Below are 14,759 nucleotides of genomic sequence, written 5' to 3' on the forward strand. Positions count from 1 at the left end.
CCTATGCGACAACTAAAACTAATTTGGGATTTTCGTGGGCCAGATGCCTTGAAAATTGCTGAACATCATGAAATACATTTAAAGGAATACATTAAGGCTCAACGCATTTCATTAAATATTACTGGTTTTGAAGCAATTAATGCATTACACGCCATAGCTTTTATGGTTGTAGCTGAAGATGAAATGAAACCTGTAAGAGATGCTTTAAAACCGCATCGAGGGCAAGTATATAGTGGTATATAAATCATAAAATATATTCAATTTACATTACAACACTACGCAGAACAACTATATAAAAACTTGTTAAATTTCAACAAAACGCGATAAGGATATATGTTTTAGTAGTATATTTACTACTTATAATTAATAAACTACTATTCATGAAAAAACTCCTCTTCTATTTAGGATTATCTATTCTATTCACAGCTTGTAACCCTCAGAGCAAGGTTATAAAGGAAGAAAACCAACCGGCTGTATCTGATTTAAAACAATCAATTTCTAAAGACATCCCAGTTGCTAGCGATGTTAAAATTGGCACATTAAATAATGGTTTGAAATACTATATAAGGAACAACGGAAAGCCTGAGAATAAAGTAGAATTAAGGCTAGTAGTAAAAGCAGGCTCCATACTAGAGGATGAAGATCAGCTAGGTCTTGCACATTTTATGGAGCACATGAATTTTAATGGTACTAAAAATTTTAAGAAAAATGATTTAGTAGATTATCTCCAAAGTATAGGTGTTAAGTTTGGTGCCCATTTAAACGCTTACACAAGCTTTGATGAAACTGTATATATTTTACCTATACCTAGTGAAGATCCTGAAAAACTGGAAAAAGGCTTTCAGATACTTGAAGACTGGGCACACAACGCATTACTTACTAGCGAGGAAATTGATAAAGAAAGAGGTGTTGTTTTGGAAGAATACCGACTTGGTAAAGGCGCCAGTGAGCGTATGATGCAAAACTATTTACCAAAAGTGCTCTACGGCTCAAAATATGCAGAGCGACTTCCTATTGGAACAAAAGAAAACCTGGAAAACTTTGATCATGAAAGCCTAAGACGTTTTTATAAAGACTGGTACAGACCAGATTTAATGGCAGTTATGGCAGTAGGCGATATTGATGTTGCTGCGTTAGAAGAAAAAATAAAATCACATTTTGGCACTATTCCTAAAGCTGAAAATCCAAGAGAGCGAGAAATTTACAACCTGCCAAACCATGAAGAAACGTTTATAGCCATTGAAACTGATAAAGAGGCTACCTTCTCTCAGGTGCAGGTATTATTTAAGGATAAAGATAACAGTACTGCCGATAAAACTATAGATGAATACAGACATTCTATGGTAGAGAACCTTTTCTCCGAAATGATTAATGCGCGTTTAGATGAACTAAGAAACTCTGAAAATCCGCCATTTGTCTACGGCTACTCATTCCATGGTGGTACTTGGGCAAATACTAAAGATGCTTATCAATCCTTTGCCATGTCTAGCGAAACAGGTCAGCTTCAAGCACTAAAAACACTTCTAGAGGAAAATGAGAGAGTAAAGCGTTTTGGCTTTAACACTGGGGAGTTTGATAGAGCAAAGAAAAAAATGCTATCTCGCTTAGAGAAGTCATTTAAAGATAAGGACAAAACAGAGTCTAAAAGAATTATTGGTGAATATGTAAGAAATTTTTTAAGTGATGAACCAATGCCCGGTATTGCTTGGGAATATAATTATCATAAAAATGAATTACCAAACATTACTCTTGAAGAGGTAAATGCCTTAATTAAAGACTATATCAGAGATGATAATAGAGTTATAGTACTGACTGGCACTGAAAAAGAAGAGCTAAAAAAGGTGACCGAAGCAGAAGTAAAGAATTTATTGGATAGCGTTAAAACAGCAGAACTAAAACCTTACGAAGATGAGGCTGTAGAAAGTTCTTTGATCACTAATTTACCCACAAAAGGTAGTATTAGTAATTATGAAAAAGACGAAGAATTAGGCACTACAACATTAACTCTAAGCAATGGAGCAACCGTTACCTATAAGGTTACCGATTTTAAAAATGATGAAATCCTTTTTGATGCATTTAGTTTCGGTGGCACTTCCCTTTATTCAGATGAAGAATTTAAAGCTACAACCTTTGCTAATGGGGGACTAACAGAGACTGGTATTAACGGTTTTAGTAAAGTTGACATGGGTAAAATGATGTCTGGTAAAATTGTAAACGTTAACCCAAGAATTGGAGGTTTAAGCGAAGGATTTGAAGGGTCAGTAACTCCTAAAGACTTAGAAACCCTTTTTCAAATGACACACCTATACTTTACGTCATTAAACAAAGACGAAAAAGCATTTAGCTCCTATATAAATAAACAAAAGGCATTTCTGGGTAACATATTGTCGAATCCGCAGTTTTATTTCCAAATTGAAATGGGTAAATTTATGAATGGTGAGAATCCGAGATATAGCGGTTTCCCCACACCTGAAAAATTAGATGAAGCAGACTACAATCTTGCTTACGCTAAATATAAAGAACGATTTGCCAATGCCGGAGACTTTAATTTTTACTTCGTAGGAAATATTGATGAGAAAAAACTTGTGGAGTACAGTGAAATGTACCTAGCAAGCCTTCCTTCTACTGGATCTAAAGAGATGTATAAGGTTCATGATTTTAGACCCTTGAGCGGTTCATACGAAAAGATTATTGAAAAAGGAAAAGACCCTAAAAGCTCGGTACAAATAAGATATCAAGGCGAAACAGATTATGATGCAAAAGAGGCACATGCTTTAAAAAGCCTTGGTGAAGTTTTAAGCATAAAACTAATTGAAAAATTAAGAGAAGAGGAAGGTGGTGTTTATGGTGCCGGAGCGAGAGGAAATATTAGTAAAATACCTTACGGGTGGTATAGTTTTAGTATCAGTTTTCCTTGCGGACCGGAAAACGTTGAAAAATTAAAATCTGCGGCTTTAGCTGAAGTTGAAAAACTTATAAACTATGGTCCAACTGATGAAGACTTGGCGAAAATTAAAGAAGCTCAAATATTAGAATACAAAGAGAATATGAAGAAGAACAAATATTGGTTGGGCTTACTTAAAAATGCCGATTATCAAGATAAAAATGCAAAAGAGGTGTTTAAATATGAAGCAAACGTAAATGCGCTGACAAAGGCAGACTTGCAAAACGTAGCCAAAAAGTATTTAACAAAAGGCGCAATTATCGGAATACATAATCCTGAAATGTAAGGAATATGTGCATACTATAAATGAACAAAGGCACTTATATAAGTGCCTTTGTTCATTTGAATAACTGTTAACAAGTTCCGTTTTTATTACTCGCAAATAATTGTATTTTTACGCATTAAAAAACCAAATCAATCCATGGGCAAAATTATTGCAATTGCTAATCAAAAAGGAGGTGTAGGTAAAACCACAACTTCTGTGAATCTAGCGGCTTCATTAGGTGTTTTAGAGAAAAAAGTACTATTGATAGATGCCGATCCTCAAGCTAATGCTACTTCTGGATTGGGTATAGATGTTGAAAGTGTTGAAGTAGGTACATACCAGCTTTTAGAGCATACAAATTCTGCTAAAGAATCTATAATTCCCACTGAAACACCCAATTTGGATATTATACCTGCACATATTGATTTGGTGGCTATTGAAATAGAATTGGTTGATAAAGATGAGCGCGAGTATATGCTTAAAAAAGCACTAAGTGATATAAAAGATGATTACGATTATATTTTGATTGATTGTGCGCCCTCTCTGGGTTTATTAACTTTGAATGCACTAACGGCTGCAGATTCAGTTTTAATTCCTATTCAATGTGAATATTTTGCTTTGGAAGGCTTAGGTAAATTATTGAATACCATCAAAAGTGTACAAAAAGTGCATAACCCTACGTTAAATTATGAAGGGCTGTTGCTTACAATGTATGATTCCCGATTAAGATTATCAAACCAAGTGGTGGAAGAAGTACAAAAACATTTTAATGATATGGTATTTAACACCATAATTCAACGAAATGTGCGTTTAAGTGAAGCACCTAGTTACGGTGAAAGTATCATTAATTATGATGCTGGTAGTAAAGGTGCAAGTAATTACTTAAGTTTAGCCGAAGAAATTATTACTAAAAACTCCTAAATTATGGCGAAGGCAACAAAGAAACAGGCTTTAGGTAGAGGCTTATCTGCACTTCTAAAAGACCCAAGTAATGATATCCAGTCTGTTCAAGATAAAGGTGCTGATAAGGTTATTGGTAATATTGTTGAATTAGATATCGCCTACATTGAAGTAAATCCGTTTCAGCCTCGTACAAATTTTAGTGAAGAATCTTTACAGGAATTAGCATCATCTATACGCGAACTGGGAATCATCCAACCTATCACCGTTAGAAAGATAGAGTTTAACAAATATCAATTGGTGTCTGGTGAGCGTCGCTATCGGGCGTCTAAACTAGTAGGCTTACAAACTATTCCTGCTTATATCAGAATCGCTAACGATCAAGAATCATTGGAAATGGCTCTAGTTGAAAATATTCAACGCCAAGATTTAGACCCGATTGAAATCGCGCTATCCTACCAACGGTTAATAGATGAAATAAACCTTACACAAGAACAAATGAGTGAGCGTGTAGGGAAAAAGCGTTCTACTATTGCCAATTATTTGCGACTACTAAAGCTAGATCCTATTATCCAAACGGGTATGCGAGATGGGTTCATTTCAATGGGGCATGGTCGTGCATTAATTTCTGTTGAAGACCAAAGTGAACAGCTTGATATTTACGAAAATATCTTATCAGAAAAACTTTCGGTTAGAGAGACTGAGGAACTGATAAGACAGCATAATAATCCAGACGCCGAAAGTATTCAATCTAATTCAAAACTAAGCGATTCAGAAGATATTCCAAAACATGTTAAAAAAGGTATAAAAGAATTTTCGGAATACTTTGGACATAAAATTGACGTTAAAGTCTCTAAAAATGGAAAAGGTAAAATCATTATTCCTTTTCATTCCGAAGAAGATTTCAACCGAATTAAAAAATTAGTGCAGCGTGCCAAATAAACTCTTCTTAGCAGGTTTTATAACTCTATTTTGTTGCTTTATTTCCTTTTCCCAAGAAAAAGATAAACCAATACAAGATAGCATTCCAGAAGCTGTAGTAATTAAAGATACCATAGTAAAAACCAAACCAATTGACCCTTTAAGACCTGCAAAAGCGGCATTTTTATCTGCAGTTTTACCCGGTTTAGGGCAAGCCTACAATAAAAAATATTGGAAAATCCCCATTGTTTATGGTGCATTAGGAACCGGAATGTATTTCTATTTGACTAATGACAAAGAATACAGACGTTACCGCGATGCCTTTAGAAGGCGATTGGCGGGTTTCCAAGATGACGAATTTTATTTCAGTTCAGACGGTACTCAGCTATCATCTCCAAGAGTTACCGATGATGGCCTGATTAGAGCACAAGAACTATTTAGGCGCAATAAAGAGGTTTCGCTATTGGTAACTATTGGGCTATACGCCTTAAATATTATTGACGCCAACGTAGATGCACATTTATTACAATATAATGTTGATGAAAATCTTACCTTAGCGCCGCATTACGAGCTGAACGACATTGATATGAGCAGTACCGTAGGGCTAAGCTTAAACTGGAAATTTTAATCCATAATGAACATTAAGTAAAACATATGAATATAGCTTTACTAGGATATGGTAGAATGGGCCAAACCATTGAAAAAATTGCGATTAGCAGAGGTCATAATATTGTTTTAAAAATAGATAAGGACGATACCGATTACGACATCAAAAAAGCCGATGTAGCTATTGATTTTAGTATACCATCAGTAGCTTTCGGTAATATTTCAAATTGTTTAGAACACGGTGTTCCTGTAGTTTCTGGAACTACGGGCTGGCTAGCAGATTACGATAACGCAGTGGCGTTATGCAAAGAGAAAAACGGCGCATTTATCTATGCTTCAAATTTTAGTTTAGGTGTCAATATCTTTTTTGAGTTGAACAAAAATCTAGCTAAAATGATGAGCAATCTGTCTCAGTATAATGTAACCATGGAGGAAATCCATCACACCAAAAAATTGGATGCTCCAAGCGGAACTGCTATTACTTTAGCAGAAGGCGTTATTCAAAATAATGAAAATTATGAGGCTTGGAAACTGGATGATGGTGCTGAAAAAACTATTCCAGTTACTGCGAAACGCATTGCTGATGTTCCTGGAACACACACCGTTAATTATGAAAGTGAAGTTGACACTATATCCATAGAACACATTGCCCATAACCGTCAAGGCTTCGCGCTTGGTGCGGTTGTAGCAGCCGAATGGCTGATTGGAAAAACAGGGGTTTTCACTATGAACGATGTGTTAAATATTGGTTAACAGCATTGATTATTGTAACAAGAATTACGTTTTTCGCTCTACTAAGCGTTTTAAAAAAAATTAAAAGATGACTCTTACTCAATGGCTTGTATTTTTATTAATCGTTCAAATCATCCATGGATTAGGTACATGGAAACTTTATATTAAAGCTGGACGACAAGCTTGGGAAGCATTTGTTCCCGTATACAACGGCGTAGTATTAATGAAAATTATCAATCGCCCTTGGTGGTGGATTATTTTGCTCTTCTTACCTATTGTAAATCTCATTATGCTCATGGTAGTTTGGGTAGAAACCGCCAGAAGCTTTGGTAAGAGCACATATCTAGATACCTTTTTAGCCGTTGTTACTTTAGGATTTTACAATTACTATTTGAATTACATAGCTGATGTAACGTACGTTGAAGACAGAAGCTTAATGCCAAAATCCAGCTCTGGAGAGTGGACAAGCTCTATATTATTCGCAATAGTGGCCGCAACTATAGTACATACCTATTTTATGCAACCATTCACTATTCCATCATCATCTTTAGAAAAATCATTATTGGTTGGGGATTTTCTGTTTGTAAGTAAATTTCATTATGGCGCCCGAGTACCAATGACTACCATTGCTGCACCTATGGTACATGATACTATACCATTAGCCAAAGTAAAATCTTATGCGTTTAATGACAATTATGAAAAACGTAAAACCTCATGGATAAACAAACTGCAATTGCCTTGCATGCGTTTACCCGGGTTTCAAAAGATAAAGCGCAACGATATAGTGGTATTTAATCAACCAGCAGATACGTTACTGGATATGAATGATTTCACACCAGATAGAAACTATTATAAACCCATTGATAAAAAAACAAACTTAGTAAAACGCTGTGTTGGCCTGCCTGGAGATTCTTTAGAAGTAAGAAATGGTTTTGTCTTCATCAATGGTAAACAGAACGAACTACCGGACAGAGCTAGACTTCAATTTAGTTATCTGGTTCAGCCAAAAACAAATCAATTTAACCCAAAATACTTAAAAGAACGCTACGATATTACAGATGGTTTTGGGATCATAAATCAGCAAAATACCTATTACTTCTCTGCAATTTCTGATGAAGCCGCGGCGCAATTCAAAAATCATCCAAACGTTGGAAACATTACTATAAACAAAAAAGAAAAAGATGTTAAAGGAACAGATATTTTTCCTAACCACCCTGACTACAATTGGAATATAGATTTTTTCGGCCCATTATATATCCCTAAAAAAGGAGCTACAATTGATATTAATTTAGAGGTTTTACCATTATACAAACGTGTTATTACTGAATATGAAGGCAACACCTTAAAAGTTCAAGGAAATCAAATTCTAATTAATAACGAAGTGGCTGACACCTATACATTCAAACAAGATTACTACTGGATGATGGGTGATAACCGTCATAATTCCATAGACGCTAGACGTTGGGGTTTTGTGCCATTTGACCATGTGTTTGGAAAAGCTGTGTTCGTTTGGATGAGTTGGGACGGCTTCCCAAATGCAAGATGGGAACGTTTCTTTACTACAGTTCATGGAAAAGGGAAACCAACTTCTTACTTCGTTCCATTTTTAGTGTTGTTATTTGGTTGGATTGGGTTTAACAAGTGGCGTAAGCGTAAAAAAGGAAAGTCATAAAAGGCATAACTGGATAATTGTAGTTTAATGGACATACTAATCCATCCCACATATTTTCCAAATATTGCTCACTTTTCGGCTATCGTGCAATCTAAACAAGTCTATTTTGAATTTGCAGACAGTTTTGTAAAGCAAACCTATCGTAACAGATGCAATGTTTATGGTGCCAATGGTAAATTATCTTTGACTATACCCGTAATTTATACCCAAAAAAACAGACAACTTTACAAGGACGTAAAAATTTTTAATACCGAAAAATGGCAATTGCAACATTGGAAATCTTTAGAGTCTGCATATCGCACTTCTCCTTTTTTTGAATTTTATGAAGATGAATTAAGGCCTTTATTTTTTGAAGAGGAAACACTTTTAATAAACTTTAATTTGAAATGTTTTCAAACCATCTGTGATTGTCTACAATTGGAAATAGAAACTACAAGAACCAAATCTTTTGAAAAAACATTGATCGACCAAACCGATTTTAGGTTTTTGGTTGATGCAAAAAATGAACCTGATTTTGAGTATGAAAATTACACTCAAGTATTTCACAATAAGCATGGTTTTATACCAAATCTTAGTATTCTAGATTTGTTGTTTAATGAAGGCCCTAATGCCATAAATTATTTGGAGTCTCAAACCATAGCTGTGTAATATGATTCAGCCCATAGCACACTACGGTTGTCATATTCTGCTACCTCTTTTGGTAGCGGTACTCTTTTTTAAAGCAAATTGGAAAAAAGCATATCTCATTATGCTTACTGGATTTTTGATTGATATAGATCATTTACTGGCTAACCCAATTTTCGATCCCAACAGATGCAGTATAGGTTTCCATCCGTTGCACTCCTCTTTCGCTATTTTGTTTTATATTTTTTTATGCTTCCCCAAGAAATCTCGAATAGTAGGCTTAGCATTGGTAATTCACATTATTGCTGATGTGGTAGATTGCACTTTTATCCAATAAGGTCTAATTCTTCAAATCTAAAGTCGTCATAATAGGATAATGGTCTGAATAATGTGTATTATACGCCTTAAATCCGTTTACATCAAAGTCGTCATCTGCCAGAATAAAATCAATTCTAATAGGAAAAAATTTAAAATCGTAGGTTCGTCCAAATCCATTGCCAGCCTCCTTGAAGGTATCATTTAGATTGCCTTTAATTTTCCTGTATACATATGAAAAAGCAGTATTATTAAAATCGCCGCAAATAATCATTCTGTAAGGGCATTGCTCTTTGTGCAATAAGAATAGTTCCGTTTGAAATTGCTGCATCTTAAATGCGTTTCCCACACGCTTAAACAATCGCTCTGAATTTTCTTTTTTTAAACTTTCTGCTTTTGTATCTATTCGCATAGACTCCAAGTGCACGTTATACACTCGAACCGTATCTGATTGTATTTGAATATCGGCATATATAGCATTATTGGATGTTTCAGGAAACTCTACCGAACCAGAATTCACTATTGGGAAATTTGAGAAAATGGCTTGTCCGTATTTTGTCTTTTTTCCTGATAGTTTTTCATATTTATACTTGTAAAAAGACAAATCTACATTTTTATGGGGATGATATTCCTGTAAGCTTAAAATGTCTGGAGCTTCTGTTTTTATCAGATCAACAATTTTAGTTTCAATACTATCTTTAGGAATCCATTTGTACAAATTAAACAAGCGCACGTTAAAATTCATCACTTTAAAATTGTCCTGCGAATCCACCTGTTTTGAGGATGAAAATTTGTAAAGCGACCCAAATGAAAAGTAACCAATAGCCAAAACCACAAGGGATAACATGAACTTTTTTTTCAGCTTTACCAGCCAATACAAAAAGAACAGGACATTTATTAAAATTAAAAATGCTACACCTAAACTTAAAACTGAAAGTACAGAAAATGTTTTTGGAGGCAAGAAGGGTAAAATAAATGATAGCAGTAAAACAATAGCTAATATTCTATTGATGAACCAGAGTACTTTATCAATAAAACTTGCTTTTTTCATAGTAATTATTTTCCTGCCCTAAAGAGAAAATCTTTTTCCTCAGCGGTTAGACTATCATAACCACTTTTACTGATTTTGTCTAAGATAACATCTACTTTCTTCTGGTTGTTAAACTCTTTAAAATCGGCTTTAGTATATCCACCAACCTTACTTTTATTTTTGTGTACGGTTTTAAGAGGACTTTTCTTTTTAAACTTAAAAAAACCGATAGTAGTATCCATGAATTTTTCAAATCCTTTTCCAATATCATGTCCTTTGGTAAGCTGTTTTGCATAAATGAACCCCAATAAGGCACCTCCCAAATGAGCTAAATAACCACCACCATTATCTCCAAAAAGCCTTAGTGCATCGATAGTAACAAAAAAAGCACCTATATACCATAATTTAATATTGAAGGTGAAAATGCGCACTTCTTGTTGCGGCATATAAGCGCATAAGAAAATTAATACTGCTATTACCGAAGCCGATGCACCAACCAAAGCATCTCTTGGATTACTCTTTGGTAAAAAGTCGTAAAACAGTAAATATATAATTGCTCCACAAATACCTCCTAAAAAGTAAATATTCAATGCAATTTTAGACGAAAAAAGGTTTAAAAACATTCGTCCTACAAAGTACAATAGCAACATATTGAAAATTATGTGCGACCAACCACTATGCACAAAAGCATAAGTAATAATACTCCATGGTTTTAGGATTAGCCTACTAAATTCAACAGGTAATTGCAACCAAGATATTACGCGAGAAAACACTAAACTCAAAAGGAAAACAGCAACGTTAATCACGATTATTTTCTCTAGTACATTTAATCGTGACAGTTTATCTTTTATGTCCTGATTTAAAGTTGTCATTAATACCAGCGATTTTGGTTAAACTGTGTTTTTTTCCAGTACCACATGATGATTGCCCCCGTTATAGCTCCTCCAACGTGAGCGAAGTGTGCGATGTTTACACCTCCAAAAATAGATTGTCCTGAAAGACCCAGAAACGTTTCAAGAATAAGTATCCCTGGAATAAAATATTTTGCTTTTACAGGTATTGGTAAAAAAATCAACATTAATTCCGCATTGGGATTCATAATACCGAAGGCTGCTATGATTCCCATTAAACATCCAGATGCCCCTACCATACCAGTATTAAAAATTTGAAAAATATCTTCCAACTGCTCAAATTGAACTCTAGAAACACCTGATGGAGGAACCCCTGATGACAGTGATTTGATAAGCTCTCCTTCAGTATAACCGGACGCCACTAGATCATTAAACGTTGGTAAAAACCTAAAATAATATTCCCCTAACTGTAAAGCTAAAGCCCCTAATCCAGCTGAAAAGTAAATGAATAAAAAACGTTTGGAACCTAAAGCTTGCTCCACAGGAGAGCCAAACATCCACAATCCAAACATATTAAGCGCTAAGTGCATTAACCCACCATGCATAAACATGTGTGTCACAATTTGCCACGGCTGAAATGCTGGGTTTTTTGGAAAATACATTGTAAACCAATTAGAAAATAGGTCATTCCCTATTGCCATTGTCCCCACAAACATTATCACATTAATGATAATTAAGTGCTTTACGGTATCTGTAATCCTCATCATAATCTAAATAAACTTTTTATCTAATTCATCCGTACCCACTGTAATAAAGGTAACCCTATTAGTAGGCGAGACATTAGGTTCTTTACAAGCAAACAACTTGTTTACAATATGTTCTTGCTCATCTTTTTGCAGTGATTGCCCAGTCTTAATGGCTAAACTTTTTGCCATAGACTTTGCTAGCAAATCGGTAGCGCTAAAATTAGCATCAGGTACTTCATTTTGAACATCGCTTATCAACTGCTCTAAAATGATGGAAATTTCGCTTTCTGGCACCGTTACGGGTACGCCTTTTATCTCTATGGACTCTTCAGTTACATTGGAAAACACAAAACCTGTGTGCTCTAAATCTTGTTGTAATTGCCTTACTATTTCCATTTCCTGTGATGAAAAATGTAATTCCAACGGAAACAATAATTGCTGGCTTACACCTTCCTTAACCGTTATGTCCTTTAGAAAATCTTCATACAAAATACGCTGATGTGCCCTATACTGATCTATAACCAGCATTCCCGATTTAATGGCGCTAATAATGTATTTATTATGCAATTGAAAGGTAGAACTTGCGGTATCAGAAGTTTCTTTTTCTTCAAATAATGCACTTGTTTTTTCTTCACGTTCAAAAGTAAGTTCACTAAACTCGGAAGGCGCACCGTTACTTTTAGACTCTAATCCTACATATAGACTATCCCAATTATTTGGAGTTTGCTTAAATGTGGTAGTTTGCCTGCCTTGTTTAGGTTTAGCTTCCTGAAACGGATTAAAATTACTATCCACTTCTATTTTTGGGGGACTGGTCCCGACATCGTTTTTATTGTAAGGTGTATCTAAAGTAGCATCACGTTCAAAATCTAGAACCGGCGCAATATTAAACTGGCCCAAACTATGTTTTACCGCCGCACGTAAAATGGCGTATAGCGTATGCTCATCATCAAACTTAATTTCTGTTTTAGTTGGATGAATGTTAATATCAATAGTTTGTGGATTTACTTTTAGATTTAAAAAGTAACTTGGGTGCGTACCCGTTTTCAAAAGCCCATCAAAAGCAGATAAAATGGCATGATTGAGATAGGCACTTTTGATAAATCGATTGTTGACGAAAAAGTATTGCTCTCCCCTTGTTTTCTTAGCAAATTCTGGCTTTCCCACAAAGCCTGAAACCTTCAAAACCTCCGTATCCTCTTCAACAGGCACTAATTTCTCATTGGTTTTATTGCCAAAAATGTTTACAATGCGCTGTCGATAATTACTAACTGGTAAATTAAAGGTTTCGCTTCCATTATTGAATAATGAGAAACTGATATTAGGATGTGCAAGCGCTACCCGATAAAATTCATCAATAATATGACGTAATTCTACCGTATTGGATTTTAAGAAATTACGACGCGCTGGAATATTAAAAAACAGATTTTTTACTGAAATTGAAGTGCCTTTTGGCGTCACTACAACGTCTTGAGACGTTACTTCGCTTCCTTCAATTACAATACTAGTACCAACATCATCACCTTCCTGTTTTGTTTTCAATTCCACATGGGCAATGGCAGCTATACTCGCCAAAGCTTCTCCTCTAAATCCTTTGGTATCTAATTGAAATAAATCATCAGCATTTCTAATCTTTGAAGTAGCATGACGCTCAAAACTTAAACGGGCATCGGTAACACTCATGCCTTTGCCATTGTCTAAAACTTGAATAAGCGTTTTTCCTGCGTCTTTAACAATGAGCTTAATAACATCTGCCCCAGCATCAATAGCATTTTCCAACAATTCCTTAACTACTGAAGAAGGCCGTTGCACAACTTCTCCAGCGGCTATTTGATTAGCAACATGGTCTGGTAAAAGTTGAATGATATCTGACATATAAAATTATGAAAGCCCTTAATGGGCATTTAACAAACTAATACTGTTTTAATTTAAAGTAATAACATTTTGAATATACCAACTTAGAAAGGTTTCATTACGATGAAAAGAAAATAGATAAATCGAAACCAATAATAAATAAGAAAAGCAACACTAATACTGCAACAATTATCAATACGCGACGATTCGCTTCTCTGTTCTCATTGGTTTTGTAGTCGTTTATAGCATTTACAAATTTAGATTTTAAACCATTATTATTACCTACAGTTGTGCGATGCTCATCAAACTTATGTCTAATTTCATAGGGATTTCCTTCACCCTTATAGTAACGGGGTGTGTAACTAAACTTCTTATTTTTTCTAACTTTTAATATTCCCATGGGTTCTAGTTTTTTATGATTACATGTATTTTTTTTCTAATAAATACATGCAAATCAATAATAATACCAAAGCCAAGATTAAAAAGCGTATCGACATACCTCCCCTAACTTTCTTACCGCTTTCTTTTCGCCATTTTGATGCGAATTCCCTTTTTTCTTCTTCTATCTCATGCTCAGCATTATCTTTTGAAAAACGGGGTTTGTAATTAAAGGTTTTATGTTTGCGCTGCTTAAACACGGTCTGCTGTTATCTCTCAAAAATACTTAAAAAACCACAGAAAAAACGGTGTTTACTGCTAAAAATTGTTAACAAAACGCATAACCAAATTCCAAAAAACAAAAGCTAAATTCCAATTATTTACACCCCTTTATTAGAGTAGACGTTTCATTTTAGTTTTAAGAATTCACATAGAGACGGCTAGCTATTTCTACGAAGTTCTGCCATTTTTATAGCAGCAATAGCAGCCTCGGTGCCCTTATTACCATACTTTCCTCCAGAACGCTCAACGGCCTGTTGCATAGTATTATCTGTAAGAACACAAAAAATGACTGGAGTTTCACGCATTACGTTAAGGTCTTTTATACCCTGTGCGACACCTTCGCAAACAAAATCGAAGTGCTTGGTTTCTCCTTGAATTACACTACCAATGGCGATAACGGCATTTACCATTTGTTCCTGCATTTTTTTGCAACCATAAATCAACTCGAAACTTCCTGGAACATTCCAACGTACAATATTAGCTGGTAACACACCATGCTCGATTAAGGTATTGTAAGCTCCCTTGTACAAACCCTCAGTTATACTACTGTTCCATTCTGAAACAACAATACCAAACCGAAATTTATTCGCGTCTGGGACCGTATTTTTATCGTAATCTGATAAGTTTGTAGTTGCCATA

Annotated in this window: 15 protein-coding genes; 9 read left to right on the top strand and 6 right to left on the bottom strand. The window is 35.0% G+C overall.

What is annotated here, in order from left to right; all coding sequences use genetic code 11:
• Positions 1 to 3 precede the first annotated feature (3 nt).
• The 9 genes from AC1B0Z_RS05930 to AC1B0Z_RS05970 all read left to right on the top strand — a co-directional run bounded on the left by AC1B0Z_RS05930 (position 4) and on the right by AC1B0Z_RS05970 (position 9,001).
• Positions 4 to 243 (top strand): hypothetical protein, encoded by a 240-nt coding sequence (locus AC1B0Z_RS05930; RefSeq protein ID WP_483794703.1) that lies wholly within the window; start codon positions 4 to 6, stop codon positions 241 to 243.
• Between the two features lie 137 nt (positions 244 to 380).
• Entirely contained in the window at positions 381 to 3,230 is a 2,850-nt protein-coding gene (locus AC1B0Z_RS05935) for a M16 family metallopeptidase (protein ID WP_483794704.1), read from the top strand.
• A gap of 135 nt (positions 3,231 to 3,365) precedes the next feature.
• Positions 3,366 to 4,130, top strand: coding sequence for a ParA family protein (locus AC1B0Z_RS05940; RefSeq protein ID WP_483794706.1), 765 nt, complete (start codon positions 3,366 to 3,368; stop codon positions 4,128 to 4,130).
• Between the two features lie 3 nt (positions 4,131 to 4,133).
• Positions 4,134 to 5,051 (top strand): ParB/RepB/Spo0J family partition protein, encoded by a 918-nt coding sequence (locus AC1B0Z_RS05945; protein WP_483794707.1) that lies wholly within the window; start codon positions 4,134 to 4,136, stop codon positions 5,049 to 5,051.
• The gene (locus tag AC1B0Z_RS05950; protein ID WP_483794708.1) at positions 5,041 to 5,658 is read left to right on the top strand and encodes a DUF5683 domain-containing protein; all 618 of its coding nucleotides are present in this window, start codon (positions 5,041 to 5,043) and stop codon (positions 5,656 to 5,658) included. Before AC1B0Z_RS05945 ends, AC1B0Z_RS05950 begins: the two co-directional genes overlap by 11 nt.
• A gap of 26 nt (positions 5,659 to 5,684) precedes the next feature.
• A complete protein-coding gene (gene dapB / locus AC1B0Z_RS05955; protein ID WP_483794709.1) occupies positions 5,685 to 6,389 on the top strand; it encodes a 4-hydroxy-tetrahydrodipicolinate reductase in 705 nt (234 codons plus the stop codon).
• A 67-nt stretch (positions 6,390 to 6,456) separates the two neighbouring features.
• Positions 6,457 to 8,040: a signal peptidase I gene (gene lepB, locus AC1B0Z_RS05960; RefSeq protein WP_483794710.1), complete on the top strand. Its 1,584-nt coding sequence runs from the start codon at positions 6,457 to 6,459 to the stop codon at positions 8,038 to 8,040.
• 27 nt (positions 8,041 to 8,067) lie between these two features.
• Complete coding sequence (locus tag AC1B0Z_RS05965) at positions 8,068 to 8,688, top strand: WbqC family protein (RefSeq protein ID WP_483794711.1); 621 nt, start codon at positions 8,068 to 8,070, stop codon at positions 8,686 to 8,688.
• Between the two features lies 1 nt (position 8,689).
• Positions 8,690 to 9,001, top strand: a complete 312-nt coding sequence (locus tag AC1B0Z_RS05970) for a DUF6122 family protein (RefSeq protein ID WP_483794713.1) — start codon at positions 8,690 to 8,692, stop codon at positions 8,999 to 9,001.
• Positions 9,002 to 9,004: 3 nt separating this feature from the next.
• Here AC1B0Z_RS05970 and AC1B0Z_RS05975 read toward each other — a convergent pair whose 3' ends face one another.
• The 6 genes from AC1B0Z_RS05975 to ribH form a co-directional block, all read right to left on the bottom strand.
• On the bottom strand, positions 9,005 to 10,030 hold the full coding sequence (locus AC1B0Z_RS05975; protein ID WP_483794714.1) for an endonuclease/exonuclease/phosphatase family protein: 1,026 nt from the start codon (positions 10,028 to 10,030) through the stop codon (positions 9,005 to 9,007).
• Between the two features lie 5 nt (positions 10,031 to 10,035).
• Positions 10,036 to 10,881, bottom strand: coding sequence for a rhomboid family intramembrane serine protease (locus AC1B0Z_RS05980; RefSeq protein WP_483794715.1), 846 nt, complete (start codon positions 10,879 to 10,881; stop codon positions 10,036 to 10,038).
• Positions 10,881 to 11,627: a rhomboid family intramembrane serine protease gene (locus AC1B0Z_RS05985; RefSeq protein ID WP_483794716.1), complete on the bottom strand. Its 747-nt coding sequence runs from the start codon at positions 11,625 to 11,627 to the stop codon at positions 10,881 to 10,883. The genes AC1B0Z_RS05980 and AC1B0Z_RS05985 overlap by 1 nt, the downstream gene beginning before the upstream one ends.
• Before the next feature lie 3 nt (positions 11,628 to 11,630).
• Positions 11,631 to 13,481, bottom strand: a complete 1,851-nt coding sequence (gene mutL / locus AC1B0Z_RS05990; protein WP_483794718.1) for a DNA mismatch repair endonuclease MutL — start codon at positions 13,479 to 13,481, stop codon at positions 11,631 to 11,633.
• A 97-nt stretch (positions 13,482 to 13,578) separates the two neighbouring features.
• On the bottom strand, positions 13,579 to 13,860 hold the full coding sequence (locus AC1B0Z_RS05995) for a riboflavin synthase subunit beta (protein ID WP_483794719.1): 282 nt from the start codon (positions 13,858 to 13,860) through the stop codon (positions 13,579 to 13,581).
• Positions 13,861 to 14,278: 418 nt separating this feature from the next.
• Entirely contained in the window at positions 14,279 to 14,758 is a 480-nt protein-coding gene (gene ribH / locus AC1B0Z_RS06000) for a 6,7-dimethyl-8-ribityllumazine synthase (protein WP_483794720.1), read from the bottom strand.
• Between the last annotated feature and the right edge of the window lies 1 nt (position 14,759).

This window comes from Hyunsoonleella sp. J2K-J805, assembly GCF_057167125.1.

What these genes read in the sequence shown, in the direction of transcription:
- AC1B0Z_RS05930 (WP_483794703.1), top strand. Translation starts at nt 4, where the DNA reads ATGCGACAACTAAAACTAATTTGGGATTTTCGTGGGCCAGATGCCTTG.
- AC1B0Z_RS05935 (WP_483794704.1), top strand. Translation starts at nt 381, where the DNA reads ATGAAAAAACTCCTCTTCTATTTAGGATTATCTATTCTATTCACAGCT.
- AC1B0Z_RS05940 (WP_483794706.1), top strand. Translation starts at nt 3,366, where the DNA reads ATGGGCAAAATTATTGCAATTGCTAATCAAAAAGGAGGTGTAGGTAAA.
- AC1B0Z_RS05945 (WP_483794707.1), top strand. Translation starts at nt 4,134, where the DNA reads ATGGCGAAGGCAACAAAGAAACAGGCTTTAGGTAGAGGCTTATCTGCA.
- dapB (WP_483794709.1), top strand. Translation starts at nt 5,685, where the DNA reads ATGAATATAGCTTTACTAGGATATGGTAGAATGGGCCAAACCATTGAA.
- lepB (WP_483794710.1), top strand. Translation starts at nt 6,457, where the DNA reads ATGACTCTTACTCAATGGCTTGTATTTTTATTAATCGTTCAAATCATC.
- AC1B0Z_RS05965 (WP_483794711.1), top strand. Translation starts at nt 8,068, where the DNA reads ATGGACATACTAATCCATCCCACATATTTTCCAAATATTGCTCACTTT.
- AC1B0Z_RS05970 (WP_483794713.1), top strand. Translation starts at nt 8,690, where the DNA reads ATGATTCAGCCCATAGCACACTACGGTTGTCATATTCTGCTACCTCTT.
- AC1B0Z_RS05975 (WP_483794714.1), bottom strand. Translation starts at nt 10,030, where the DNA reads ATGAAAAAAGCAAGTTTTATTGATAAAGTACTCTGGTTCATCAATAGA.
- AC1B0Z_RS05980 (WP_483794715.1), bottom strand. Translation starts at nt 10,881, where the DNA reads ATGACAACTTTAAATCAGGACATAAAAGATAAACTGTCACGATTAAAT.
- AC1B0Z_RS05985 (WP_483794716.1), bottom strand. Translation starts at nt 11,627, where the DNA reads ATGATGAGGATTACAGATACCGTAAAGCACTTAATTATCATTAATGTG.
- mutL (WP_483794718.1), bottom strand. Translation starts at nt 13,481, where the DNA reads ATGTCAGATATCATTCAACTTTTACCAGACCATGTTGCTAATCAAATA.
- AC1B0Z_RS05995 (WP_483794719.1), bottom strand. Translation starts at nt 13,860, where the DNA reads ATGGGAATATTAAAAGTTAGAAAAAATAAGAAGTTTAGTTACACACCC.
- ribH (WP_483794720.1), bottom strand. Translation starts at nt 14,758, where the DNA reads ATGGCAACTACAAACTTATCAGATTACGATAAAAATACGGTCCCAGAC.